The organism is Psychrobacter sp. ANT_WB68 (assembly GCF_008369115.1).
In the GTDB taxonomy this organism is placed as follows: Bacteria; Pseudomonadota; Gammaproteobacteria; order Pseudomonadales; family Moraxellaceae; genus Psychrobacter.
This window is the reverse complement of sequence record NZ_VOAZ01000003.1, coordinates 476,153-502,456: the sequence shown is the minus strand read 5'-3', so window position 1 is coordinate 502,456 and position 26,304 is coordinate 476,153. Positions and strand designations below refer to the sequence as shown.

General features: G+C 43.2%; 18 protein-coding genes. 10 read left to right on the top strand and 8 right to left on the bottom strand.

Going from position 1 to position 26,304, the window contains the following annotated elements; genetic code table 11:
• Positions 1 to 84: 84 nt before the first annotated feature.
• From FQ084_RS10595 to FQ084_RS10580, 4 genes are all read left to right on the top strand, one after another.
• Positions 85 to 1,386, top strand: a complete 1,302-nt coding sequence (locus tag FQ084_RS10595; RefSeq protein WP_149490588.1) for a glutamate-5-semialdehyde dehydrogenase — start codon at positions 85 to 87, stop codon at positions 1,384 to 1,386.
• Positions 1,387 to 1,551: 165 nt separating this feature from the next.
• Entirely contained in the window at positions 1,552 to 2,319 is a 768-nt protein-coding gene (locus tag FQ084_RS10590) for a ribonuclease domain-containing protein (protein WP_149490587.1), read from the top strand.
• Position 2,320: 1 nt separating this feature from the next.
• The gene (locus FQ084_RS10585) at positions 2,321 to 2,704 is read left to right on the top strand and encodes a barstar family protein (protein WP_149490586.1); all 384 of its coding nucleotides are present in this window, start codon (positions 2,321 to 2,323) and stop codon (positions 2,702 to 2,704) included.
• 84 nt (positions 2,705 to 2,788) lie between these two features.
• The gene (locus FQ084_RS10580; protein WP_149490585.1) at positions 2,789 to 4,060 is read left to right on the top strand and encodes a sodium/glutamate symporter; all 1,272 of its coding nucleotides are present in this window, start codon (positions 2,789 to 2,791) and stop codon (positions 4,058 to 4,060) included.
• A 110-nt stretch (positions 4,061 to 4,170) separates the two neighbouring features.
• Here the strand turns inward: FQ084_RS10580 and glyA are convergent, their stop codons facing one another.
• From glyA to FQ084_RS10565, 3 genes are all read right to left on the bottom strand, one after another.
• Entirely contained in the window at positions 4,171 to 5,427 is a 1,257-nt protein-coding gene (gene glyA / locus FQ084_RS10575; protein WP_149490584.1) for a serine hydroxymethyltransferase, read from the bottom strand.
• A gap of 309 nt (positions 5,428 to 5,736) precedes the next feature.
• Positions 5,737 to 6,237 (bottom strand): chorismate--pyruvate lyase family protein, encoded by a 501-nt coding sequence (locus tag FQ084_RS10570; protein WP_149490583.1) that lies wholly within the window; start codon positions 6,235 to 6,237, stop codon positions 5,737 to 5,739.
• Between the two features lie 89 nt (positions 6,238 to 6,326).
• The gene (locus FQ084_RS10565; RefSeq protein ID WP_149490582.1) at positions 6,327 to 7,703 is read right to left on the bottom strand and encodes a GNAT family N-acetyltransferase; all 1,377 of its coding nucleotides are present in this window, start codon (positions 7,701 to 7,703) and stop codon (positions 6,327 to 6,329) included.
• An 817-nt stretch (positions 7,704 to 8,520) separates the two neighbouring features.
• Between FQ084_RS10565 and FQ084_RS10560 the strand changes: the two genes are divergently transcribed.
• The gene (locus FQ084_RS10560; RefSeq protein WP_149490581.1) at positions 8,521 to 10,740 is read left to right on the top strand and encodes an NADP-dependent isocitrate dehydrogenase; all 2,220 of its coding nucleotides are present in this window, start codon (positions 8,521 to 8,523) and stop codon (positions 10,738 to 10,740) included.
• 269 nt (positions 10,741 to 11,009) lie between these two features.
• Here FQ084_RS10560 and icd read toward each other — a convergent pair whose 3' ends face one another.
• A complete protein-coding gene (icd, locus tag FQ084_RS10555) occupies positions 11,010 to 12,269 on the bottom strand; it encodes an NADP-dependent isocitrate dehydrogenase (protein ID WP_149490580.1) in 1,260 nt (419 codons plus the stop codon).
• A gap of 707 nt (positions 12,270 to 12,976) precedes the next feature.
• Here icd and FQ084_RS10550 point away from each other — a divergent pair.
• From FQ084_RS10550 to FQ084_RS10540, 3 genes are all read left to right on the top strand, one after another.
• A complete protein-coding gene (locus tag FQ084_RS10550; protein ID WP_149490579.1) occupies positions 12,977 to 13,603 on the top strand; it encodes a pseudouridine synthase in 627 nt (208 codons plus the stop codon).
• Between the two features lie 231 nt (positions 13,604 to 13,834).
• On the top strand, positions 13,835 to 14,626 hold the full coding sequence (locus tag FQ084_RS10545) for a DUF305 domain-containing protein (RefSeq protein ID WP_149490578.1): 792 nt from the start codon (positions 13,835 to 13,837) through the stop codon (positions 14,624 to 14,626).
• Positions 14,627 to 14,759: 133 nt separating this feature from the next.
• Entirely contained in the window at positions 14,760 to 15,125 is a 366-nt protein-coding gene (locus tag FQ084_RS10540; RefSeq protein ID WP_149490577.1) for a glutathione S-transferase N-terminal domain-containing protein, read from the top strand.
• Between the two features lie 153 nt (positions 15,126 to 15,278).
• On the opposite strand, the gene FQ084_RS10535 is transcribed toward FQ084_RS10540, so the two are convergent.
• Positions 15,279 to 17,183 carry a M61 family metallopeptidase gene (locus FQ084_RS10535; RefSeq protein WP_149490576.1) on the bottom strand — a complete coding sequence of 635 codons (1,905 nt, stop codon included), beginning with the start codon at positions 17,181 to 17,183 and terminating at the stop codon, positions 15,279 to 15,281.
• 352 nt (positions 17,184 to 17,535) lie between these two features.
• Here FQ084_RS10535 and FQ084_RS10530 point away from each other — a divergent pair, with 352 nt between their 5' ends.
• A complete protein-coding gene (locus FQ084_RS10530) occupies positions 17,536 to 18,021 on the top strand; it encodes a peptidylprolyl isomerase (RefSeq protein ID WP_149490575.1) in 486 nt (161 codons plus the stop codon).
• Positions 18,022 to 18,566: 545 nt separating this feature from the next.
• Here FQ084_RS10530 and FQ084_RS10525 read toward each other — a convergent pair.
• Positions 18,567 to 20,777 carry a carboxy terminal-processing peptidase gene (locus FQ084_RS10525; RefSeq protein ID WP_149490574.1) on the bottom strand — a complete coding sequence of 737 codons (2,211 nt, stop codon included), beginning with the start codon at positions 20,775 to 20,777 and terminating at the stop codon, positions 18,567 to 18,569.
• A 567-nt stretch (positions 20,778 to 21,344) separates the two neighbouring features.
• Between FQ084_RS10525 and nagZ the strand changes: the two genes are divergently transcribed.
• A complete protein-coding gene (gene nagZ, locus FQ084_RS10520) occupies positions 21,345 to 22,451 on the top strand; it encodes a beta-N-acetylhexosaminidase (RefSeq protein WP_149490573.1) in 1,107 nt (368 codons plus the stop codon).
• A 115-nt stretch (positions 22,452 to 22,566) separates the two neighbouring features.
• On the opposite strand, the gene FQ084_RS10515 is transcribed toward nagZ, so the two are convergent.
• The gene (locus FQ084_RS10515) at positions 22,567 to 24,165 is read right to left on the bottom strand and encodes an OmpA family protein (RefSeq protein WP_149490572.1); all 1,599 of its coding nucleotides are present in this window, start codon (positions 24,163 to 24,165) and stop codon (positions 22,567 to 22,569) included.
• Positions 24,166 to 24,653: 488 nt separating this feature from the next.
• The gene (locus FQ084_RS10510; RefSeq protein WP_149490571.1) at positions 24,654 to 26,276 is read right to left on the bottom strand and encodes a hypothetical protein; all 1,623 of its coding nucleotides are present in this window, start codon (positions 26,274 to 26,276) and stop codon (positions 24,654 to 24,656) included.
• Positions 26,277 to 26,304: the final 28 nt, after the last annotated feature.

The window sequence follows — 26,304 nt, the reverse complement described above, 5'->3', positions numbered from 1 at the left end:
TTTATGCATAAATATTTTATAACGCTTAAGATTCATGATTACTGGTCTACAACCCTTTATTTATAAATATAAGGAAGAGAATTTATGAGTCAATCGAATACCGCAGATATTACTACTTACATGCAAACCGTTGGTCAGCAAGCACGCGCCGCATCACGAGCACTTGCGGCGGCCAATACGGGCAAAAAGAACTCAGCGTTGATGGCTATCTATGATGAGTTAAAAAGCGCCAAAGCAGATATTTTAGCTGCCAATAAAGTCGATATGGATAAGGGTAAAAAAAATAACTTAGACGCCGCCTTATTAGATCGCCTAGAACTAAACGACGCACGTTTCGATGGTATGCTGCAAGGTTTAAAAGACGTCGCGGCGCTACCCGATCCTATCGGTGAAGTCACAGATATGACCTATCAGCCATCAGGTATTCATTTAGGTAAAATGCGCGTGCCACTCGGTGTGGTCGGTATGATTTATGAGTCACGTCCTAACGTGACCTTAGAAGCCGCTTCCTTGGCGCTAAAGTCAGGGAACGCTATTATTCTACGTGGTGGCTCGGAAGCATTTGAATCCAATCAAGCGATTGCTAAATGCATCTTAAAAGGTTTAAAGAAAGTCGATATGTCTGAGCATAGTGTCCAAGTGCTAGAGACCACCGACCGCGCTGCCGTTGGCGAGCTGATTACCATGACTGACTATGTCGATGTTATCGTGCCACGCGGCGGTAAAGGCTTGATTGAACGCATTAGCCGTGATGCACGCGTACCCGTTATTAAGCATTTAGACGGTAATTGTCATACCTTTATCGATAGCGATGCCGATGCCGATATTGCTATTAAAGTTAGCGTCAATGCCAAAACTCATCGCTATGGCACCTGTAATACTATGGAGACGCTATTGGTCGATGAATCAATCGCCAATGAGCTATTACCAAAAGTTGCTGAAGCCATCGTCAAAGCCGACGATGCCATGCAACTGCGCCTTGATGAGAAATCACAGGCTATTTTAAATGACAATGCTACCCTCAAAGGTCATCTGTCGGCAGCGACCAGCGATGATTGGGATACTGAATATCTCGCGCCTATTCTAGCCATTAAAGTAGTATCAGGTATCGATGAAGCGATTGAGCATATCAATACCCATGGCAGCCATCACACTGACGTTATCATTACCGACAATTACACCAAATCGCAACGCTTTATCCGCGAAGTCGATTCGGCCAGCGTCATGATTAACGCCTCTAGCCGTTTTGCTGATGGGTTTGAATATGGACTTGGTGCTGAAATCGGTATTTCAACCGATAAAATCCATGCGCGCGGACCGGTTGGACTCGAAGGTTTGACCTCACAAAAATGGATCGTTTACGGTCATGGCGAAACGCGCACCTAGCTCAATACCTGCCTAGCGTATTATTTCCTCACTATAATTTATTACCCAACTCAAGTATAATCAATAAAAAACGTCAGCTTCATTGCTGGCGTTTTTTATTATTGATAAATATGTTATATAAAAATTATTTTGCTGAATAAAAACCATCGATAGGATAGCGCGCCCATGCAAAGCGGCAAAATTAAACACTGGAATGCCGATAAAGGCTACGGCTTTATCGAGGTAGACAATCAAAGTGAAGATGTCTTCTTTCATATCAGCACCGTGCGCTTGGCGCAACCTATCAACGAAGGTCAACGCGTCTATTTTAATAGTCAGCGTAATGAAAAAAATCAATTGCGCGCGACTGAAGTTACCTCTGATGAATTAAGTATTTTAGCAACTTCAGCATCAAATTCAGTGACAAATTCAGCGCATCGCAATGTAGATAAGACTCAGCATAAAAATAATCGAAACGCTTATCAGAAAAACAATCAGCAGAAAAATACTCGTGGCAGCCAAAACAAGAAAAGCAGTTTCTCTACCTTATTGAGTTTAATCGCCATTATTGCCATCGCGGTTTACCTCTTTGGGGATTTAAAATCCAGTTTGTTTGCAGATGGCATGCAAACAACGCCTATATCACAGACGGCATCTAAAACCACTAGCTCCAGTGCAGCAGCTATCACGGGTGATGCACAAATAGATCAGACACTGGCGCTTATTCAGCAAGGCGGGCCGTTCCCCTATCCGAATAAAGATGGCACGACTTTCTATAATCGTGAAGGCAAGCTACCTGCCCAGTCGCAAGGCTATTATCGGGAATATACCGTACCTACGCCGGGGATTTCTGATCGAGGCGCACGGCGTATTGTGACAGGCGGTCATCCACCAACCGTCTATTATTTGACCGTCGACCATTACGATAGCTTTCGACCGTTAGAGGTAAACTAGTATGAGCCAAGCTATTTACTATGTTAATCAAAACAGCATCAATCAAAACGACATTGAGCAGGAAAATAAAGCCTTTGTGGACGGCATTCCTGAGCAAGCGATTAACATTCCAATTGGCGATGTTTTAGATAAAGAAACGCTACTGACCAGCTTAGCAAAAGCCGCCAATTTTCCGAGCTATTTTGCCCATAATTGGGACAGCGCTTGGGACTGTTTAACCGATAGTGATATCACAGATTTCACGCTTTACTTAAATAAGGTAGAAAAAATCAACACTGAGGACTTTAATGTCTTTAAGAGCATCATTGAGGACGCTTATAAAGATTTTGGCAAACCGAAATTATGGATTGTTGTGGCGTCCGACGATTCTTTGAGTCGCCCATAAGATAAGAATCTGAATTCGAGATAAAAACAGATTTATCCCGAATTCAGGTTAATTTATATTTATATTTATATAAAGGATTAACATATGGAAATCACCCTAAACGGCTATTACACCCTGATATTAGCCACGCTGGTACTTTTGCTTGGACGCTTCTTGGTAAAGAAGATCAAGTTCTTAGAAGACTTTAATATTCCGGAGCCTGTCGCAGGCGGTCTGGTTGCTGCTGCGATTGTATATGCTCTTAATTTAATATGGGGTCATACCTTTAGCTTCAATCAAGCGTTACAAACTGCGACCATGCTGATGTTTTTTGCATCCATTGGTCTGAGTGCCGATTTTGGACGCCTGAAAGCTGGTGGTTCACCGTTACTCATTTTTACCATTGTCGTATCCGTTTTTATTATCTTGCAGGATGTGGTTGGCGTAGCAATGGCAAGCGCGCTTGGTCTTGATCCTTTGCTCGGCTTGGTCACAGGTTCAATCGCTCTAACAGGCGGGCATGGTACAGCGGGTGCATGGGGTGTTGTGTTAGAAGAACAGTATGGTGTGGTTGGTGCCACCACCCTCGGTATTGCCGTTGCTACTTATGGTTTGGTTGCAGGTGGCTTGGTTGGTGGTCCTGTTGCACGTCGATTGATCAATAAAATGGGACTTAAACCAACACCTGTCAATCCAAATCCAAGCGAGGTAGAAAAATTAGCTGGTAAGCAGTCGTTATACAGTACCAAGCATACCGAAGATGACGATCATAGACATGAAGAGATGTTTGAGAAGCCTGATAACATTCGTCTAATTACCGCCTCGTCTACTATCGAAAGTTTGGCATTGTTTGCAGGCGCTTTAGCATTTGCCGATTTGATGACCATCGTTGCACAGGGCACCGCATTTGAGCTGCCCACCTTCGTTTGGGCATTAGCAGGCGGCGTTATTATCCGTAATGCGTTAACCATGGTGTTCAATTTTGATATGTTCGACCGTGCTATCGATGTGATTGGTAATGCTTCGTTAAGCCTATTTTTAGCCATGGCATTGTTGTCATTGAAACTGTGGGAATTGACAGATTTAGCAGGACCGGTCTTAATAATCTTACTCGTACAAACTGCCGTCATGATTGGTTATGCTTATTTTGTCACCTTTAGAATTATGGGCAAAGATTATGATGCGGCGGTATTGGCAGCCGGACATTCGGGTTTCGGTATGGGCGCAACGCCAACGGCTATTGCCAATATGCAGGCAGTGACCGATCGCTATTTACCATCACCTAAAGCATTTTTGATTGTACCGATGGTTGGTGCTTTCTTTGTCGATATTGTTAACGCGACTATCTTGCAGATATTTACGAAGATACCGTTTTAAGCTATTGATGCAATGTTGTTAGATTAAAAATAATTTATGAAATAAAAAACCGCCTAGCAAAAGCTAAGCGGTTTTTTTATATCTAACTTATAAAGCCAACTAATCAGAAATTACTGATTTTTAGCATAGACAGGAAGCTCTTTACAGATAGCTTCCACTTTACCACGTACTTCAGCGGTAACCTTTTCATCACCACGGCTGTCCAGCACGTCACAAATCCAACCTGCCAACTCACCCGCTTGCGCCTCATTGAAGCCGCGCGTGGTAATCGCTGGCGTACCGATACGAATACCAGAGGTCACAAATGGAGATTTCGGATCATTTGGAACGGCGTTTTTATTGACCGTAATGTGCGCATCACCCAACCATTTATCGGCTTCTTTACCCGTCATTTCTTGCTTAACCAAGCTGATGAGCATCAAGTGGTTTTCAGTACCACCAGAGATGATTTCATAGCCACGGTCGATGATAACTTTCGCCATCGCTTGGGCATTTTTGACCACTTGCTGCTGATAAGTCTTAAAGTCATCTTCTAATGCTTCTTTGAATGATACCGCTTTGGCAGCGATAACATGCATCAGTGGACCACCTTGGTTACCTGGGAATACCGCTGAGTTTAATTTTTTGGCAAGCTTCTCATCACGAGCAAGAATCATACCTGAGCGTGGGCCACGTAAGGTTTTATGCGTTGTGGTAGTCACCACATCCGCAAATGGTACTGGGCTTGGATAAACGCCAGCAGCGACCAGACCAGCTACATGAGCCATATCGACTAGTAAATAAGCACCCACTTCGTCAGCGATTTCGCGGAAACGTGCCCAATCTACTACTTGTGAATAGGCTGAGAAACCCGCGATAATCATTTTAGGCTTGTGCTCTTTTGCCAAACGCTCAACTTCGTCATAATCGATAAGACCCGTTTCTTCAACCAAGCCATACTGTACCGCGTTGTAGTTCAGACCTGAGAAGTTGATATGTGCGCCATGGGTCAAATGACCACCCGCATCTAAGCTCATGCCAAGGACGGTATCATTGGCTTCTAATAATGCTAAGAAAACAGCAGAGTTTGCTTGGCTACCAGAATGCGGTTGTACGTTCACATATTCTGCACCAAACAATTCTTTTGCACGGTCGATGGCCAATTGCTCAACGACGTCAACATGCTCACAGCCACCATAATAACGCTTGCCAGGATAACCTTCAGCGTATTTGTTGGTCAGGTCGGTGCCTTGTGCTTCCATCACTGCTTGTGAGCAGTAGTTTTCTGAAGCGATAAGCTCAATGTGGTTTTCTTGACGAACGCTTTCAGCGGCCATGGCTTCAGCAAGTACTGGATCAAATTCTTTGATAGAAATATCTTTAAACATAGTGATGTCCTAGGTAGTGGCTATCGTTAATGGTAGTGCTCATTGAAAAGAGGCGAGTAATAAAAGGAGGTGAAAATGGGCAAGCAAAGGCAATGAACCTGTTATTAACTTGTCCAGATTGGCGATAGACTCGAACTATAAAGGCATCGATATCATCGCTAAAGATTAAGTGTAACATGAAAATTTGTGCTGTGAGCGCAAAAAAACCTCGCCTTAAGCTCAAGGATTTAAATGATGCTATCAGAGAAATAAATGCGCAATAAAATAAATGACTTACTGATTTTGCATCTGAGCCTTTATGGCAATTATTTAACAGTCCTTAGATAAAAACGCCGCCAAAAAAGTTTCACTGATAAGTATGTTACGACCATACCAATCATAAAGTGTCTGCCGTTGCCAACCATCTGCGGTTTGTTGGATAAAACGCTGATTGGGCAAGGTACGACTGCGCTTAAATAACACATAGCCAATCGGCGTACTTTTTAGCTGCTGTAAACGGCGTGCCTGCCCCTTCAAACTCGCTAAAGGAAAAATACTTTGCGCTTGCACCCATGGCTTTACATCATTGCCATATAACTGTGCCTCGCGTACCCACGCCAAGAGCGGGCGACTCAGCGCCGCGCCTTGTACCCTTAATTGTTTTTTTTGAGCTAGGGACAATAACCGATAACCCTCAAAGCTACGCTCGACGCGTAACGGTTGCCCTGCTTTTACCTCAAGCATGGCAGTGAGCGAACCTTCAGTATTGAGAAAATCTAATAGCTCAATGGGAGCAGATAGCGGGTTAGAACAAGAAAGATTACGGTTCATAGTTTACGGCTGATAGGAAAAGGTTAAGTAAAAAGCTATTACATAGGCAATTGCTAAAAAAACGATATATCGAATATTAATCAGTGCTATCAAACATTAGTACTATCAAATGTAGGCATATTATCAATATTAAAGGGCAAGGCTTCAAATGCCTGCTCTCGATACTGCGCCATATGCATGCGGTCTTTGGCACAAAAATCGCTAATCGCTGGGACAAAACGCGCATCATAAATACGGTGCAACGAGTGGGTTTTGGTCGGAATGAAACCACGAATTAATTTATGCTCACCTTGGGTGCCTGGGTCAAAATACCTCAAACCTTGTTCGATAGCGAACTCAATACCTTGATAATAACACAGCTCAAAGTGCAGGCTATCATACTCACCAAGCGCGCCCCAGTAACGACCATAAAGCGTCGCGTTTTTACTCTCTGGCTTATCGTATAAAAACAAACTGCTGGCGATAATCTCACCATTGGCATCAAGCGCTTGCGCCAGCATCAAATGCTCAGGCATGCTAGCAGCTAATTTCTTGAAAAAATCTAATGTTAAATAAGGCTGTTGCCCTCGTACCGCGTATGTCATCACATAACAATGATAAAACGTTTTCCAATCTGCTGCAGTGATAGCATCACCGCATTTGCGCTGGCATACAATACCTTGCTCATTGACTTTTCGCCGCTCAGCACGAATGGTTTTACGTTTTTTGGCTCTGAGCGTCGATAAGAACGCCTCAAAGTCAGTAAAGGGTTGACTGTCTTTGCTCAGATGTTTATTTTGCCATAAAAACTGGCAGCCTTGGCGCTCCAATATCGGTAACTCACTTGATTTTGCCACTACGCCATTTGCTTGGTTTTTAAGCGCTACTTCTATCTCAATATCAGTCGGCATCGATGCGTTAGCGATAGCAGCCATTTCGGGCGTGACAAACAAGCCATGCCAGCCCGAAGCTTCTACTTGTTGAGCAATATCATCGACTCCTGCGATAGCGGCTTTTAAAATATCCGCATTCAGCATCTCACCCTCTGCAAACCACATACGTTGACCGGTAACGGGTGTATAAGGCGCGCTGGTTACCAAACGCGGATAATAATCGAGACCATACTGCGCATAGGCTTGTGCCCACGCATGGTCAAAGACGAACTCGCCTTGATGATGACCTTTGATAAACACTGGCATGACCGCAATAGGCTCCCCTATTTGTTCTGAAGATAGCACTTGCTCAGTTGCCTTGTTATTAATAGGATTATCAGCATGATTATGCCTATCGCTATCTACATCACTATTTCTATCGTTTGGGCGATGAATTAAGACATAAATAGGCAACCAGCCTGCTTTTTCACCGATTGCCCCAGTATCACTAAGCGCCTGCCAAAACTCAAACGACATAAAAGGCGTATCTAGTGTCTGCCAGTTGGTCAAATGCTGCCAACTGCTGTCACTCAGTAACGCATATTGTACATTCATAATTGCCACACTATCCCCATACTATTTTTTAGACTATTCTATTTATCGTTTAGCCTATCAAATAATCACTTCTTTACTGTCATAATTTGCAAAAAACCATGGACAACTTATCTAGCAGGACAAAAGTATACGCTTATCAAAACAGTTTAAAAAAAGGAGCATAAAAAAAGCCATCGACGGCAAGGTAGATGACTTAGGCTCGAATTTGTACGGCAATGAACGCTAGAGAAATGACTGTTTTAAAAAACCATTATTCTAAAATAATAGCCACTTTAACAAGCTCATCGTTTAAGAAACAAGCTAATGAATGAATAAAATAGCATTAAAAGCGTGCTAATTTTCTGCAAAAGATGATATCGACGCTGATGACTGGTAGAATAAGGCTATTACTAGCTTAATATAATTCAGATACATAGGATATGAGCGAAAATAGTATACTTAGTTCAATGTACAACATTGACATCATATCGGATTTATAGTGGATGCACTATAATATAACGTCAGCCATAAGCTTTTAGACCCTTTTAGTCTGAGAGCGTTGAGTAAATGGTCAAGATGACCTTTGAATAATGAGCTTTTAATAAAGTAAGCGCTTAAGACAGCGACTTTTTAAGAAAGACCAGCCAATAAAGGTCAGCGACTGCTCGTGAAAGATTTTTCTGACAGTCTTGCCACTCTAGAATGGCGATAAACGACGACACTTGATGTACTTGAACTAACCCCGTAGCCCATTATTGTATGAAGGCTGTATAGAGCTATTAAATGATATCTTAGCCTTATCAACCTCATTAATGACAACAAGGAATACTCTACTAATATGTCAAAAATTATTTATACAAAAACTGACGAAGCCCCAGCGCTTGCGACCTTATCATTCTTGCCTATTGTGAAAGCTTTTACTCAAACCGCAGGCATCGAAGTTGAAACCAGTGATATCTCTGTTGCAGCGCGTGTGTTGGCTGAATTTCCAGAATACTTAACGGAAGAACAGCGCGTTCCTAATACCTTAGCTGAGCTTGGTCAACTGACCCAAGATCCAAACGCCAATATCATAAAACTGCCCAATATCAGTGCTTCTGTGCAGCAGCTGAAAGCGGCTATTAAAGAGCTACAAAGCAAAGGCTACGCGATTCCTAACTTTCCAGATGAGCCAAAAACCGAAGAAGAAGAAGAAATCCGTCGTCGCTATGGTAAAAGCCTAGGCAGCTCTGTAAACCCTGTCATACGTGAAGGTAACTCAGACCGCCGTGCGCCAAAAGCGGTTAAAAACTACGCTCGCAAGCACCCGCATTCTATGGGTGAATGGAAGCAATGGTCACAGACGCACGTCTCACACATGCACAGTGGCGACTTCTACGACGGCGAGCAATCGATAACGTTAGATAAAGCCCGTACTGTACGTATGGAGCGCGTGGCTGAAGATGGCACTATTAATGTTTTCAAAACAGGCATTGCTTTGCTCGACAAAGAAGTCATCGATTTGATGTTTATGAGCAAAAAAGCGCTACTCGAATTTTATGAGCGTGAAATGGAAGATTGCCGCGAAGCCGGTATCTTATTTTCACTGCACGTAAAAGCCACCATGATGAAAGTATCGCACCCTATCGTCTTTGGACACGCGGTTAAAACCTATTATAAAGATGCCTTTAACAAACATGGCGCGTTATTTGATGAGCTAGGCATTAATGTCAATAACGGCATGGCAAGTTTGTATGAAAAAATTGCCGAATTGCCAGCCAGCTTACGTGAAGAGATTGAGCGCGATTTACATGCTTGCCAAGTGCATCGTCCTCGTCTAGCGATGGTTGATTCATCAAAAGGTATCACCAACTTCCATTCACCAAGTGATGTAATTGTCGATGCGTCGATGCCTGCTATGATCCGTTCAGGCGGTAAAATGTGGGGCGCTGATGGCAAAATGTATGACTGTAAAGCAGTTATGCCTGAGTCTACCTTTGCGCGTATTTACCAAGAAATGATTAATTTTTGTAAATGGCATGGCAACTTTGACCCAACCACGATGGGTACCGTACCTAACGTTGGCTTGATGGCGCAAAAAGCAGAAGAATATGGCTCACATGATAAAACGTTCGAAGCAAGCGATTCTGGCATAGCTCGTATCGTTGACGAAGAAACCAATGAAGTATTGCTTGAGCAGCGTGTTGAAAAAGGTGATATCTGGCGCATGTGTCAGGTCAAAGACGAGCCGATTCAAGATTGGGTGAAGCTTGCCGTACGCCGCGCCCGCGAATCAAATACCCCTGTTATCTTTTGGTTAGACCCTTACCGTCCACATGAGAACGAGCTGATCAAAAAAGTACAAACCTACTTAAAAGATCATGACACTGAGGGTCTACATATTGAAATCATGTCACAAGTTCGTGCCATGCGTTATACCTTAGAGCGCGTTGCTCGCGGTCTGGATACGATTTCTGCCACCGGTAATATTTTGCGTGATTATCTGACTGACTTGTTCCCAATTTTAGAATTAGGAACGAGTGCGAAGATGCTGTCAGTTGTCCCACTAATGAAAGGCGGCGGTTTGTTTGAAACCGGCGCAGGTGGTTCAGCACCGAAACACGTGCAACAATTGCTTGAAGAAAATCATCTACGTTGGGATTCACTAGGTGAATTCCTAGCCTTGACTGAGTCTTTAGAGCATTTGGCCAAAAACGACAACAACGCCAAAGCGAAAATATTGGCAGATACGCTTGATAGAGCCACTGAAACGCTGCTTTTAAATGACAAATCACCGTCACGTAAAACAGGCGAGTTGGATAACCGTGGTAGCCATTTCTATCTGGCCATGTACTGGGCTCAAGAGCTGGCAGCACAAGATGAGAATAGCGAGCTAAAAGCACAGTTTGCGCCACTGGCACAAAAGCTTGAAAGCAATGAAGCCGCTATCATTGAACAGCTCAATGAGGTTCAGGGTAAGTCTATGGACCTTAAAGGTTACTACTTGCCAGATGAGGCTTTAGCTGAGAAAGCCATGCGTCCGAGTGCTCTATTCAACGAGACCATTGCTTCGTTGTAACTGGCTTTACACTGACTTAGCGAGCTTTGCTAAGTTAGAATCAATCAAACACCCCAAAGGTCTCAGACTTTTGGGGTGTTTTTTTATTCTCTATCATGGATAAAACTGCTATAAAATCATGACAATAATAGAGAAAAACAACCATAAAAAAGCCACCTACATTGCTGTCGATGGCTTTTTCACCCTTCTTTCTAACGGTTTTCTAATAATACAATTGGCTAATATTTTAGCTAAACATTGATAAAGCCTGCTATTTATCTGTTTGGCTTTTAGGCATCCATATGCTTAATAATCGCTTCACCGAACTCAGAGCTGCTTAGCAAGATAGCATCTGGCATCAAGCGCGCAAAGTCATAAGTCACGGTTTTGTTTTTAATCGCCCCTTTGATACCATCAATAACAAGGTCAGCAGCTTCTGTCCAACCCATGTCACGGAGCATCATTTCCGCAGACAAAATCAATGACCCTGGATTGACTTTGTCTTGACCAGCATATTTTGGCGCTGTACCGTGAGTCGCTTCATAGACAGAGATTGACCCGCCTTTATTGGCACCCGGTGCGATACCGATACCGCCCACTTCGGCTGCTAGCGCATCAGAAATATAATCGCCGTTTAAGTTTAAGGTCGCGATTACCGAATAATCAGCAGGACGCATCAGAATCTGCTGTAAGAAAGCATCCGCGATGACGTCTTTAATGATAATCTCATTGCCAGTTTTTGGATTTTTCATCGTCATCCAAGGACCACCATCTAACAGCTCGGCACCGAAACGCTCAGCGGCAAGCTCATAGCCCCACTCTTTAAACGCACCTTCTGTATACTTCATGATATTACCTTTGTGCACGAGAGTGACACTTGGTAAGTCATTGTCGATAGCATGCTGGATGGCTTTACGCACCAGACGCTGCGAGCCTTCTTTTGATACGGGTTTGATGCCAATGCCGCAGTCATCTGAGAAGCGGATTTTGGTCACGCCCATTTCTTCTTTTAAGAACTTGATGACTTTTTTAGCGTCATCGCTACCCGCTTTCCACTCGATACCGGCATAGATATCTTCTGCGTTTTCGCGGAAAATGACCATGTCCGTTAATTCTGGATGATGGACAGGGCTTGGTACGCCTTCAAACCAACGTACTGGACGCTGACAGACGTATAGGTCAAGCTCTTGACGTAGCGCCACGTTTAGCGAGCGCATACCGCCCCCGACTGGCGTGGTCAATGGACCTTTAATACTCACCACGTATTCGCGCAGAATTTCGAGCGTTTCAATCGGTAGATATTCGCCGTCATAAATCTTAGAGGCTTTTTCGCCGCAATATACTTCCATCCAAACGATAGATTTTTTGCCTTTATAGGCTTTTGAAACGGCGGCATCGACCACTTTAATCATCACCGGAGTGATATCCACGCCAATACCATCCCCTTCGATAAATGGAATGATGGGATGATTGGGTACGTTTAGCGATAAATCAGCGTTGACGGTTACTTTTTCGCCGTCTCTTGGTACGATAACCTTATCATATGGCATGGGGTCAAACTCCTTGATTGTATTTTTATAGTAGATAGTGCAAGCATCCTTGGCACTCTGTTATGCTCGCTAGCTATTTATGTTTTGATTTTGGCTTTAGCTGAGCAGTAGCGTAATGCGTTAAACTTTAACAATTTGAGCAGCACATACTGAGCAGAAGATAGGTAAGCCGACATGCTTGGCGAGGTGATGTATAATTATTCTGAGAATACTCTTTAAAGAGCTTTTTAATTGTATTATTAATGGTTCTTTTAGTTATCAGGTAAAACTGCAGCGACTGCCATAAAACGATTTGGTCACTTATCGAAAAAATAAAATGTCATTACAGTAAGTAAAACTACAAGGTTGTTTTATAAAAAGTGAATAAAAATCTTAGACTGCGTGAATTTATTATTGTAAAAAAACCACCAGTTTGCTTAGTTATTTTACTAAGATAAAGGCCTCGCTGATAATTTTTGTTTTGCATGAGCCATCTTTAATTATCAATATCATTAATACCACAATTATAACATGGTTATTGATGATTATGAAACTAGCCTCATCACACGCTGGATTTTTAGCAAACATTTACTTTTTAATTATTTATAGTTACTGCAAACTTTGGTATTTTTATCTTTGCTGCAACGTTTATTTTTTGGGTGCTGCTAGCTTATACTGACCGCTTACAACCCATGACCAATCATTTTATTTTTTGGAAACGCTATTTTATGTCGACCTCGAGCCTGATTTTATTTAACAAGCCTTACGGAGTACAAAGTCAATTTCGTGATGACAGCAATAATGACCACAGTACCCTATCAGAGTACTTCACCGATAAATCTCTTCGCGTTGCCGGTCGACTTGATGCCACCTCAGAAGGCTTGCTGATTTTGACCAGTGATGGACGGGTTAATAAAGCCATTACCCAGCCGCCATCAATCAAGAATTTTGCGCAAAACAAGCAAAAACAAGGTAAAACCTATTTAGTACAAGTGGAAGGTCTCGTAAGCGATGATCAATTGAACCAATTGGCTATGGGGGTCCATTTAAAAGATGGCAAAACCTTACCTTCAACTGCGCTACTGGTCGAGGAAGCAGACTTACCGATTGCGTTATGGCAACGTGATCCCCCTATCCGTGAGCGTAAAAACGTGCCAACCTCATGGCTAATGCTGACCATTTATGAAGGCAAAAATCGTCAAGTAAGACGTATGACCGCGCATGTAGGTCTACCTTGTTTGCGTCTTATTCGCTGGTCAGTCGCTGGATTTGAGCTTGGTTCGCTTGGCGTTGGTGAGTTTATACGCATTCATTTAAGTCGTGAGCGTTGCCAGCAATTGGGTGTTATGGTCTAGATTTTTAGCTTTATTATTTGTTAGTTGTTGCTTCCTTTAATCACTGGTTAATTGGTTTTGCTTTTTAACTTGTTAGATATATTACGACTTGTCAAACATAGCGTCTCGAACAAGTAAGGTTTATCTGTTAAGATTCAAAACCATGCTATTTTTGGGTTATGTCTGTATTCAATTTAGCTGATATTTACTGCGGCTTGTTTGTTATTTTTTTATTGATAGTAAGGATATGTCATGATCGCTTCTCATCGTTTTGCCTTGTTTGCCACCAGCATGTCTGCTGCGTTGCTGCTAAGCGCTTGTCAGCCAGTAACAGAAGATACTGAGGTAATACCGGTAGAAGAGACGACCTCAACCACCTCTGAGCCGTCTGAAGCTGCTCATGATATGGACGCACATGCTGGTCATGATATGGCAGCAGGAGATACGATGACAGACGAAGCACAAATGACGGACATGCTTAAAGACTATACGGAATCGATGACCAGTATGCATAATGAGATGATGGTTAGTATGGGTTACAACGATCCAGATACTGCCTTTGCCAAAGGGATGCTGGGTCATCATCGCGGCGCGGTAGATATGGCAAAGATTGAGCTGAAATATGGGACTGACGAAGCCATGCGTAAGTTAGCCCAAGACATCATCGACTCACAGCAAGTTGAAATCGATATTATGAAAAAATGGCTGGCCAGCCACCCTGATGCGCCCAAACCTAAACCCCATACTGAGGCCATGCAAGCGGCTTATGCTAAAGGGATGAACACCATGCATAGCGACATGATGTTGGGCATTGCAGAGCCTGAGGCTGATATGGCATTTGCGCGCGGTATGCTGCCCCATCATATTGGCGCGGTGGATATGGCAAAAGTACAACTCCAATATGGAACTGATGAAGAGATGCGCAAGTTAGCCCAAGACATTATCGATACCCAGCAGCCTGAGATTGAGCTGATGCAAAATTGGATTGGCAGAACATCATTTGATGGCAAAGAGACTAATAATCTAACTGATAGCGCTCAGTAGATGCTAGATAGACAACTTTCAATAATAAGCTAACTTATTATAGATTTTTGATTTACAGATATTATCGCTTAACTGAATACTTAAACGAGGAAGTGGTATCATCTCTCACACGATATAATCTATAGAGGTCTATATGTTAGTTAATTTGATACGAGAAGGTTTAGGACGGATCATTGCTGCTGTGAGTGTATTAACTCAAGGTAAGCCAATGGCACGCAGTCAGGAACAGCAAGCGGAAGTGACTGCTGCCTGTAAAAATTTATCGCTATATCAATTTTATGCCTGTCCTTTTTGTATAAAAGTACGACGTAAAATGCATCAATTAAATTTACCTATCGAATTTCGCGATATCAAAAAAAATCCAAAATTTCGCAGCCAGCTCGCTGAGAATGGTGGACGCGTCAAAGTACCTTGTTTACGTATTGAGGAAAATGGCGACGTTCAGTGGATGTATGAATCGAATGATATTATCGCTTATTTACAGCAACGCTTTGGCTAATATTCCTGATCAGTGAAAGGCACTATCGGCTCGGGTTAGTAGGAACGTAACCCGAGCATTTATTTATCAGATTATTTATCATATCAAGTCACGCGCATTCTTTACTAACCCTACCTAATATTACTATGCATTGATTTAAAAAACTCTATCCCTTTAAGACTTAACAAAGTTAGGCGTCAACCATTGATTAAATCCTAACTTTTCCAGCTTTAGATTCACCTTATACGGACTGGCTGTGCCTACTTTATCTTGTTGGCTATCTCTTATTTCACTTGTCACAGTCGCTGCTACGCTGACACACATCAACTCGTCACGACGGAATAAATGACAGTCAGTCTCAGATTGCGCCATTGATACAGCAGCCAGTTGCTTACTGTCAGCTCTGATACCATCAAGAGCAATGATGACATCATGGGCAGATATGCCTGCTTTAGCAGCAGCGCTTGCACGCCTTACCTGATTCACCATAAGTCCAGCTGGCGTTTCCGTACATCGCATGCCCCACGGTAGAGATTTATCAGCCGTTTCTTTAGTGTTGCTATGCACTGTAATACCGTTTGCCGCAAGCAGCTCTTGCATCGGTAACTCTTCAACGCCATTAACATAACGCCGCTCAAAATCTTGCCAATCCGCTAACGGTATAAACTGCGCGATTACCGTTCCCATATCGGCACTATTGATACCAATACGCTGATTGTCATTTTGCTTCGCCTGCTCATAAAAAGCTTTAACCACATCAAACAAACGATAACGACCGTCACTTTTTTCAAGTAACGTTAAATCCAAACATAACGCCACCAAAGCGCCTTTATTATAATAACTGATGCCCGCATTACCGGTATTTTCATCGTTGCGATATAACTTAATCCACGCATCAAAACTCGACTCGGCGACGCTTTGATGCGCGCGCCCAGGGGTTTGATAATAGCGGTTGATTTGCTCGGTTAGTAATTTAAGATAACTTGCCTTATCAATCACGCCTGAAGCCTGCAACATAAAATCGTCGATATAAGAGGTAAAACCTTCAAACACCCATAACAATGGCGTAAAGGCTTCGCGTCGTAAATCTACATCCAACATCACATCTGGACGCACCGTTTTTACCCACCACGCATGAAAGTATTCATGGCTGCATAAGCCCAAAAAGCGTTGATAATCGGCACTTGGCACTTTTGGCTCATCAACACTGGGTAAATCGCGACGCGGGGTGATCAAACTGGTCGAATTGATATGCTCAAGACCACCGTAATCCTGACCACTGGCAAAGGTCATAAAGGTGTAATCATCAAATGGCGCATCACCGAGCCAATCTAGATAGGTTTGACATATTTGAGTGACGTCTTGCTGCAAGCGTCCCATATTAGGGCTATGCTTACCTGCTAGATAGAAATGGTGGCTAATCGTCTGGTGCTTATCATCTTGAATAATGAAATCAAAGGTATCTTGTTCCCCAATCTCAAACGGATAGTCGATAAGCTCGTGATAACTGTCTGCTTGTAGAGTATATATTCGCAGCTTAGCACTCTGTGATGGTGTTGCCTCAAGTCCACACGCCAAGCGCACACGGCCATCGTCTTTGTCGGTCAAAAATGCCGCTGGCACGCTTAAATCAACTTCTACTGCTTTTTGCTCTTTTCCTTCAATCGCTAAGGCAAGCGAGGTAAAATTGCCATAAAGACGCTGCTGGTCAACATAAGCGGTACGCACAGATAAATCATAACAATATACTTCATAGCTGACGTCTATTGCCTGCCCCGCTTTAGCATGTGGCAGTTGCCAAGTGTTTTTATCGGTCTTTATTGCGCGGTACACCTCCGACCGTTCATCATCTATTATTCGATAATGTACCGCGGTGATATTACGGGCAAATTCGCGCATCAAATAGCTACCCGGTATCCATGCTGGCAACCACAAACTTGGCGCGTCAGTATCGGCGGTAAAGGTAAGCGATACATCCACCAAATGCTCTAAAAAGCGCGCAAAGTCGAATTGGTAAGAGATATTGGCAGTTTGCTGGTTCAAAGTATTAACCGTTAAAGCTTGAGAAGATGCAGTCATGATCGTTATTTGTCCTTATGTTTATCACTATTCTTATTGTTATGGTCGTCTCTATGGTAGGAGTCATTATGCAAAAACGCAACTGGCAAACCTTAAACCACTGACGTTAAAGGGAGCAAAAATTAGAAAAATCATATTTATTTACATTAATTAGCCGATTAAATGGCATTTTTTATGTTTTTAACCTTGAAACCGATAGCAGGCATCGCAATTAAAGATGCTAACTGCTAAAGTTACCCTAATAAACTGATGATAATTGACTAATGACGTGGCTGTTTGGCTGGCTGATTGGCTTTTTTAGGTTTATTCCAACCGTATTTAAATTTTAATATCGACATATTTAGGATAATTTATGACTACTATCGCAAAAGACACTGCCGTCAAGTTCAACTACACCCTAAAAGACGACGAAGGCAATATCCTTGACCAGTCTCCAGAAGGTCAACCGCTTGCTTACTTACATGGCCATAGCAACATCATCCCAGGTCTTGAGCAACAACTAGAAGGCAAATCTGCTGGCGAAAGAGTCAATGCCGTTGTAGAACCTGCTGATGGTTACGGCGAATATCAAGAACAAGCGGTACAACATGTACCACGTGAAAACTTCCAAGGCGTTGAAGATATCCAACCTGGTATGCAATTTCAGTCAGAAGCGGGTGGTCAAGTTATGCTGGTTACCGTTACTGATGTAAACGACAAAGAAGTGACTGTTGATGCAAACCATCCATTGGCTGGTAAGCGTTTGACGTTTGATGTTGAAATTCAAGAAGTACGCGCAGCAACTGAAGACGAATTAAACCATGGCCATATCCATGGCGCTGGTGGCGTTGAGCACTAATCTCTTTTTGAGTTTAGCGTAGCATTATTAGCATGGTTAATATAATTAGACGAATACTTATTTATTAACGATAGTATTCTCGTTTAATTAGAAAAGGTCAGTAGAGCAATCTACTGACCTTTTTTGTGGGGTAATTTTAATACCATATTTTTAATGCAATGTTTGCATTATTAGCCATTTTCTAACAACCACACTTTTGCAAGCATTATAGGGATTGCAGACGTAACAAAGCCGCATAACGACAAACATTATGCGGCTTTTATCACTAACCATCCATGTTAATGTTATTAGATACTTAATCCCGGAGCATCTTATAACTGTCAGGCTTCCAGCCTTATCATCCCTAATCAGCAAACCACCTATCCCTGATGCGACCTTTAAGATACCAATCCCTAGTACCTATGAACCTTTTCGTTCAATCGTGCCGTACAGTTATAATCGCAGATTCACCCAAGGTTAGTAAGAGGTTTAAGCGTCAATGCGTGTAAGCATATGCTTACACGCATTTCTAATGACAGTGTGAATGGCTCAATAGATGAGCGTTTCTATAGTTTTTCTTCAGGGCTAGCAAGTACTTTTGCATCAGCACTGAGCATGATATAAGCGGCTTCATTAATAAAGGCTTCATCTTCAGGCAGCTCAGGGCGCTCATTAGCCTTCATCTGGCTACGCTCTTCAAATTTTGCATCCATTGCTGCTTGATAAGTATTCCAGTTGGCATAAGGACGCTCACCTGTTGCGATAAGGCGCTTATTTTCAGCCTCCAACGAACGCTTTTCTATCAGCTGCATTTTGGCGCGGCGGCTATTGATATCGAGAGGAATTGGTTTTTTCTCGTCTTCCATATTACGAATATCATTGAGCGTTGATAGATAAACGAACTGTGGATTTTTCTGCTGACGGATTTTTGATTGTTGGTTTAGCGTCGCTAACGTATTGGCAGAGAATTTACCTTCAGGTTTATAAGGCGCGGTTTTAATGGTATCCCAAGGTAAGGCTTTTTTCTGCGCACGCTCGCCAAAGGTTGCATCATCATAGATATTGACCAATTCAACATCAGGTACCACACCTTTATTCTGCGTACTACCACCCGTGATACGATAGAACTTACGCTGCGTTAGGGTTGCTGAACCCAAAGCCAAGCTATCTAATTGAATTTGTGCAGAACCCTTACCCGTCGTTGTGCTACCGACAACCAAGCCACGACCATAATCCTGAATCGCGGCGGCAAAAATCTCACTGGCAGAGGCAGAGGCAAGGTTGGTCAAAACGACTACTTTGCCATCATACAGTTGCTCGCCGCCATCGTCATCACGGTAGACTTGGATGTTGCCGCGATTGTCGCGGATCTGTACCAATGGACCACTCTTGATAAAGAAGCCAAGCATCTTGGCAACTTCATCGAGCGAGCCGCCTGGATTATTACGTAAATCAACCACCAGACCATCGATGTTTTCTTTATTCAGCTCTTTAAGGGCTTTTTCAGTATCAACACTGACACTACGGTAATCTTCACCGTTACGACGAGCACGATAATTCAGATAAAAGCTTGGTATCTCAAGCACGCCGATGCGTTTGGGTGTTTTATCAATATTAGGGCGCTGCACTTCAACGACGCGCTGGGTAACGCCAGATTCTTCTTGTTGGATAATATCACGAACCACGGTTACGTTACGAGCGCTGGCGTCAGGGGTATTCGGTTGACGTACTTTAATGGTCACCGACGTGCCGCGCTTACCACGAATTAAACCAACAATTTCACGCGTTGACCAGCCAACTACGTCCGTCATGGTCTCGCCGTCTTTGGCAATACCGATAATCAAATCATTGGGTTTAATCTGACCCGATTTAGCGGCTGGACCACCGTCTACCAAGGTGACAATGCGAGTGTAATCCGGGTTTTTACGGTCAGGGCGAATAGAAACCCCAATCCCTTCTAATTGTAAGCTAGATTGAATTTGCAGCTCATTTGCTTGAATCGGCGCATAATAATTACTATGTGGATCATAGGTCAGCATCGCCGTATTCAAGATGGTTTCCATGATTTCATCATCTTTTAGACGGGTAAATTGCTCTTGCTGGCGTGATAAACGATTGAGCAAAATCTCACTTGGCGTTCTCTCGTCATTACGCACCAAATCTTGCCCGCGCGTAATATCGGGATTGTCTAAAAAGACTTTTTCTTTCGCTTTCTCATCTTCTTGACCCAAAGTAATACTCATCAGCTGAAACTTAAGCTGACGCGTCCAATAATCGCGCTGCTCTTTTTTGGTTTTAAAGTGACTGAGCTTTTCGCGGTCAAGTACAATAGTATCTTTACTGGTTAAATTAATATCCGTCTTTAGTAGCTTCTTTGCCATGGTAAAATATTCATTAGAGCGTTTACGGTAGCGCTCAAAGACTTCTACGCCAGCAGATAAGTCACCGCGTTTTAAGCGAGCACCAAAGTCGTCAGCATATTTTTTCTTAAATTCATCGACATCAGATTGCAGAAACAACGTATGGTTTGGATCGAGACTATCGATATACATGGATAGAATCTCGCTGCCCGTTGCGCTATCGAGCGGCTGATTGAGATAATGGCTACGATCTAGCAAGGCAGCGACCTGACGGGTGGTGACCTGTTGCTCAGGGGTTGCCTTAAAACCTTCGGTATTGCTATCGGCAACTGCGGTACCATAGCTTTGGGTAAGAATAAGACCAGCGATGCCCACTGACGCTGCACTGAGTAACCACTGTGCTGGTTGTTTTTTCATCATATATACCTAATTATTTTAAGTGAAAAGTATGCAAAATATGCTTAATTGTTATTGATATTAAAAGTTATCTAATAAACGGCTATCCATAAAATTTAGCTGTTTTTTACTCTAGTATATTTACCATTAAAACATGCGTTACGCTAGCATTAAAAGCATGCCAACGTATGAACATATGATAGTTATTTTAGTTTTATCGTTAAAAAATCAATCAATACTAGCATGGCCATAAATACGTCACTGTCTCAAACTGTATAAACAATCTTACACCCAGCGGCGCTATTTCCTACCATCTAACATTCAAGCTTTTTATCGAGCACATTCATTGTATTAATTTAACAAATATTAGCCCGCTTGCTTAAATCAATTTTTCTTAAATCAATTAAGTAGCTATATTAGGCTCATCTCGCAATAACTGTCATAATATAACCAAAATGGTAATGAGCAGCGACAGGCAATGATGCCGATATATGATGTGCGTCATTGGTCAGCGCTTTTTTTAGCTTAAATGGTTTTTTTAAGCTTAAATGATAATATAACAATGTATAGCCTAATAAGGATCACGCAATGTACGGCGTCTTAATGATTGATATCGATAGCACCGCACTGACCGCTGAGGATGTCAGTTTAATCAAACAAGCACAAGTGGGTGGAGTGATATTATTCGCTCGTAACGTGGCAGATGCGGCGCAAGTGCGGGCATTATGTGACGATATACGCTATCACAATGCCGATATATTGATTGGCGTTGACCAAGAAGGTGGGCGCGTTGCTAGACTACGTAACGGTTTCACGCCATTGCCTGCGATGGGTAGGCTTGGTGAATTATTTCATGATAACCCCAGCCGCGCCCTGAGCCTTGCTTACGATTGTGGTTATTTGATGGCGGCAGAGGTATTGGCAGTCGGCATTGATTTGAGCTTTGCGCCAGTGCTCGATAGAGACGGTATCAGCCAAGTTATCGGCGATCGTAGCTTTCATCATGAGCCTCAAGCGATTATCGCGTTAGCAAGCCAATTTATGCGCGGGATGAAAGCTGCCGGTATGGCAACCACGGGCAAGCACTTTCCCGGCCACGGTGCCATTGCGCCTGATTCACATGTAGCAGAGGCAGTCGATACGCGTAGCTTAGATGAAATTATGAATAGCGATATGCAGCCTTTTGCACAGACGCTACCATTGCTTGATGCCTTAATGCCTGCGCATGTGATTTTCTCACAAGTCGATAATAAGCCTGCAGGATTTTCAAAGATTTGGCTCAAAGACATCATTCGTGAACAGCTTAATTTTAATGGGGTTTTATTTTCTGACGACTTATCGATGGCAGGGGCACAAGCAGCAGGCGATGTGAGCGCCCGCGTTAAAGCAGCGATTGAAGCAGGTTGTGATATTGCTTTAGTTTGTAATGATCGCGTTGCCGCTCATGAAGCTGCCGAAGCGGCCCAAGAGCTGCCCTATCCTGACCAAAAACGCATCAAAACCATGTGTGGACAGATACCCATTTGGCAAGGTGACCTTGAATCTACTTGCCAGCAGTTTGATTATTGGCAACAAGCAAAAGATAATGTCTTGCAGACTTTTTTTCCTGAGCAAACAGACGCTCAACCCGAATCTCAAGCAAGCTTTCAAGCATCGGCGCACACTGAACTAAAAGATCCCACTGCTTATAAATAATTAACTTAATAAAATACAGACAATTTAGCAAAATAAAAACCGCACCTTTATTAAGATGCGGTTTTTTTGTTATTAAAACTTCAGTTAGAATTTAATAAGTATCCGTAAGCTCGTATTAGTTAGTTGCTTTTGGGTCTAATGCAGTACCACGACTAGGATCATCAGCGTCAGGCATTAAATCATCATTATTACTGTCTAATGGATTTAAATCTGGGTCAAGCGCACTGTTACTAATCACCATGCCATCGTTGGCATTTGCTGTCTCATCATAGACGACAAACTCGATACGGCGGTTACGGAAACGACCTTGCTCAGTGGCGTTTTCAGCAATAGGATCAGTCTCACCCATCCCCTTAGTCATGAGCTTACTAGGATCAGCACCTTGCGCGACCAAGTAGTCCTTCATGGATTGGGCACGCTCTTGTGACAGTTTCATGTTGTATGCAGCATCAGCGGTTTTGTCAGTATGACCAATAATCATCAGCTTCATATCTGGCACTTGTTCCATCAGCTTGACAGCGCGGTCTAACAGCGCTTTATTGGCATCAGGAATGACGGCTTTATCCACTTCAAAATTCACCACTTGTAGACTTAGCGCGCGGGCCACATCACGAGGATCAGGGTTTTGACCGAGGTTATCCATCGCAGCTTGAGATGTCGTTAAGCTGTTATCAATCTCAGCTTGTGCATCTAATGGACCTTCTGCTTGTACGGTCATCGCTGGCGCAACCGCTTGTAAATCTGCAACCATTTTATCTAGCGCAGCAGCATCAGGCGCATTAACGGTAATAGTATCGCCTTTAATTAACATGCTGGCATTGGGTACATTTTTGACGATGGGTAAGATAGAAGCAAGCTGAGCGGCAGCAGGCATATCAATCGAGAAGTTATTATCAACATCCGCACGGCAATTATTGGCTTCATCACCAAATGTAGCGGTTAAAGCGTCCATGACATTGGACTGTAGCGTCTCATTACCTACATTCATGCGGCAAGCATATAACTCACTGTTTTCACCGGTGGCAATACGCAATGACGCAGGTTCAATATCAGCGGCGACCGCTAACTGCTTATCACCATTAACGGCTTGCTGCTCGGTAACAACTGGCGTTCCGACTGGCTCAGGATTGTCTTGGCAACCTCTTAGCAGCGCCCACGCCAATGCCCCCAGAATAATCAGTCCGATAATTGGTAGCAGCGCTTTCATGAAGCTACCTTTTTCTTCTTCTTCACGGTGAATGGGCGCGGTGCTGACCGTATCAGAAATACGGGCGCCAGCGGGTGCAGCAGCAATCATACCGGCAGGCAGCACCGCACTCGCCCATACAGGGATGTGATGCTGATAACTAGCAAGGTTATCATTTAAGAACTGAGGCACGGGTGTCGTTCCTGCCAAGCTTTTTATTTCGTGATATGCCAAAGGCGCTGCCATCGCAATTAAGCCACGAGCCGCGGTAGCATCGACATTGTGTTTGCCAGCAAGCTCACGAGCGATTTGGTCACGGTGCGCGCCATCCGTCCATACTCGATCGTAAAACTGTTGATCATCACGAGTAATATTTTCATTGGCAAAACGATTGTAGGTATCATTATCGGCGAGACGAGCTGCAAAAATAGCATAGAACTGTTCAAGTAAATTTTTCTTAGCAGGAGTGCGGTCATCTCCTAGTACTGCTGGGCTAACCGTCCGCGTTAAGTGACTGATAATATCCATAATGTCATTCCTCAATTAATCGTTATTTTAAATCGCTTGTTTTATATAGCGTACATTCTCAAAAATGTAGAAGGTTGATATTTAATGACTGATGTTTGATATAAGCTCATGCTATTAATATTAAATACCAGCGACAATATTAAATACTAGCAATAACTAGATTCAACTTTTGTTATTATAAAAGTATTAAGGATGTATTCACAATCAACACGCTGTTGTGCAATTGCTACGTTAAGTAATATTTCGATTGTTACTCGTAACTGCGACGCTTATAACATACAAACCACTAACATATAGAGGGTTAATACTTCAATCCTGAATAGGTGGTTAGTGAATAGGAATTTGCCTAAATTCTTTTCGATAGTGCTTTTCTACTGTTATCATCTTTACTTAGCAGCAACCAAAAAGGAGCGCAGTCAATCATTGATACTGCACTCCTTTTAGCTCTTAGCTCTTTATTTTATATTCCCTTTTAACAATAGTTTTTTCTATCTTTTGACTTGTGCGGGCTCAGCCACAATGACACTGTTTGCCATATCATCTACTTCTGACTCTGAGAAAGGTCCCGGTGGCCTCGTTGATGCTGGGCGCTCATTGTTCCTAGGTTCGTTATACATAGGCGGGTTATTGAAATCATTATTGCGGGCAGGCGCAGGCATCACGCTATCACCTGTATTATCGTCAGATGCTTGGTAGTCACTATTGCCGTTAGCATTATTATTAGCATCGTACTGGTTGTTTGTCGGCATACCATCGTTAGCAAACTGATTGTTTGCACCATTCGTAGCCGCCATATCAGCTGCTCCTATACCACTGTCATTATTATTAGGTAGTGGTAGCGGCGCTGTACTATCAACCATCATCGCAGGCACCAAAGTACGGATATCCGTGGCTAATCTCTGCAGCTGCATACTATCTGGCGCTTCTAAGGTCATACGGTCGTTTTGCAGCTGTAAGCGCGCAAATGGGGTCGCTCTCAATAATGTCAGAATATTAGGTAGTGCCTCGATAGGCATATTGGCAATATTATTGGCGACCCTTTTTTGAACCGTAAACTGACACGTACCCGCCTGCTCACCAAAGCTGCTATTGAGCGCCTGTTGCAGCGTACTTTGTAGCGCGGCATCACCGACAGAGGCACTACAGCTATAAAGACTGCCGCTATTATCCACGCCAACGATAAGTTCAACGGGCGTTAATACTTGCGCTGGCGGCTCAGCGATAGGCGGTATGACCATAGGCGCAGTCACGACCGGCTCTACGGGCGGGGCGTTATTAGGCCGAATTAATAATGCCCATACCAGCGCAATCACTGCAATTGCGGCAAATAATAGAAATACCCGTATTAATAAATCATTGCGTTGGTTGCGGGTACGTACTTTCTCACGCTTTAGGCTGCTGTTCTCTTCTAGGTGATGGGCGGCAGGATTGGCATGGATAGCACCCGTATCTATAACAGCTGTATTTAGACTGTTATCAAAGCTGTCGATAGCAGGGTCGTTGGGCAAGTTCGCAGAAGGATTCATCCTACTTGCTTCAATGGCATTAAACTTATTTAGTGAGACAGGCATGGCTGCTATATCAGCTACCGCGCTTTGAGCATTAAACAGCTCATCCTCAGCATGTTGCGGCGCGGTAATCACTGAGGCTGCCCATATCGGCAAATAGTGGCGCAATGACGGTTGCTGGCTTTGTAAAAATGCCGGTAAAAACTGACCGTTTGCCATGACCTTGAGCTCACGATAAGCTAACGGGGCAGCATTCATAATAAGCTTTATAGTAGTCGGCTCATCAATATGATGGGTCGCCGCAAGCTCTTGAATAAGGGTTTGGCGCGAACTCGGTGCTTGCCATAACTGCTCAAACAAGGGCTTTTCTAGAATATTATCATTAACAATCAGCTGATCATCACGCAGTAATTGCGAGTAAATTTGCGGCAACGCCAAACGCGCCGCCAACATGGCATAAAACTGCTCTAATAAGCTGACATAGGACACACCGCCGTTATCAACTGGACCAGTAGTAGTGTCGCCATTAACATGATTGTCATTACTATAGCCACCTAACACCGCTGAGGTTACTGTTTGTTCTAATTGGTCAATGATATTCATAAGTTATAGCCTTCGTCGGCGCTGTTAT

What these genes read in the sequence shown, in the direction of transcription:
- FQ084_RS10595 (WP_149490588.1), top strand. Translation starts at nt 85, where the DNA reads ATGAGTCAATCGAATACCGCAGATATTACTACTTACATGCAAACCGTT.
- FQ084_RS10590 (WP_149490587.1), top strand. Translation starts at nt 1,552, where the DNA reads ATGCAAAGCGGCAAAATTAAACACTGGAATGCCGATAAAGGCTACGGC.
- FQ084_RS10585 (WP_149490586.1), top strand. Translation starts at nt 2,321, where the DNA reads ATGAGCCAAGCTATTTACTATGTTAATCAAAACAGCATCAATCAAAAC.
- FQ084_RS10580 (WP_149490585.1), top strand. Translation starts at nt 2,789, where the DNA reads ATGGAAATCACCCTAAACGGCTATTACACCCTGATATTAGCCACGCTG.
- glyA (WP_149490584.1), bottom strand. Translation starts at nt 5,427, where the DNA reads ATGTTTAAAGATATTTCTATCAAAGAATTTGATCCAGTACTTGCTGAA.
- FQ084_RS10570 (WP_149490583.1), bottom strand. Translation starts at nt 6,237, where the DNA reads ATGAACCGTAATCTTTCTTGTTCTAACCCGCTATCTGCTCCCATTGAG.
- FQ084_RS10565 (WP_149490582.1), bottom strand. Translation starts at nt 7,703, where the DNA reads ATGAATGTACAATATGCGTTACTGAGTGACAGCAGTTGGCAGCATTTG.
- FQ084_RS10560 (WP_149490581.1), top strand. Translation starts at nt 8,521, where the DNA reads ATGTCAAAAATTATTTATACAAAAACTGACGAAGCCCCAGCGCTTGCG.
- icd (WP_149490580.1), bottom strand. Translation starts at nt 12,269, where the DNA reads ATGCCATATGATAAGGTTATCGTACCAAGAGACGGCGAAAAAGTAACC.
- FQ084_RS10550 (WP_149490579.1), top strand. Translation starts at nt 12,977, where the DNA reads ATGTCGACCTCGAGCCTGATTTTATTTAACAAGCCTTACGGAGTACAA.
- FQ084_RS10545 (WP_149490578.1), top strand. Translation starts at nt 13,835, where the DNA reads ATGATCGCTTCTCATCGTTTTGCCTTGTTTGCCACCAGCATGTCTGCT.
- FQ084_RS10540 (WP_149490577.1), top strand. Translation starts at nt 14,760, where the DNA reads ATGTTAGTTAATTTGATACGAGAAGGTTTAGGACGGATCATTGCTGCT.
- FQ084_RS10535 (WP_149490576.1), bottom strand. Translation starts at nt 17,183, where the DNA reads ATGACTGCATCTTCTCAAGCTTTAACGGTTAATACTTTGAACCAGCAA.
- FQ084_RS10530 (WP_149490575.1), top strand. Translation starts at nt 17,536, where the DNA reads ATGACTACTATCGCAAAAGACACTGCCGTCAAGTTCAACTACACCCTA.
- FQ084_RS10525 (WP_149490574.1), bottom strand. Translation starts at nt 20,777, where the DNA reads ATGAAAAAACAACCAGCACAGTGGTTACTCAGTGCAGCGTCAGTGGGC.
- nagZ (WP_149490573.1), top strand. Translation starts at nt 21,345, where the DNA reads ATGTACGGCGTCTTAATGATTGATATCGATAGCACCGCACTGACCGCT.
- FQ084_RS10515 (WP_149490572.1), bottom strand. Translation starts at nt 24,165, where the DNA reads ATGGATATTATCAGTCACTTAACGCGGACGGTTAGCCCAGCAGTACTA.
- FQ084_RS10510 (WP_149490571.1), bottom strand. Translation starts at nt 26,276, where the DNA reads ATGAATATCATTGACCAATTAGAACAAACAGTAACCTCAGCGGTGTTA.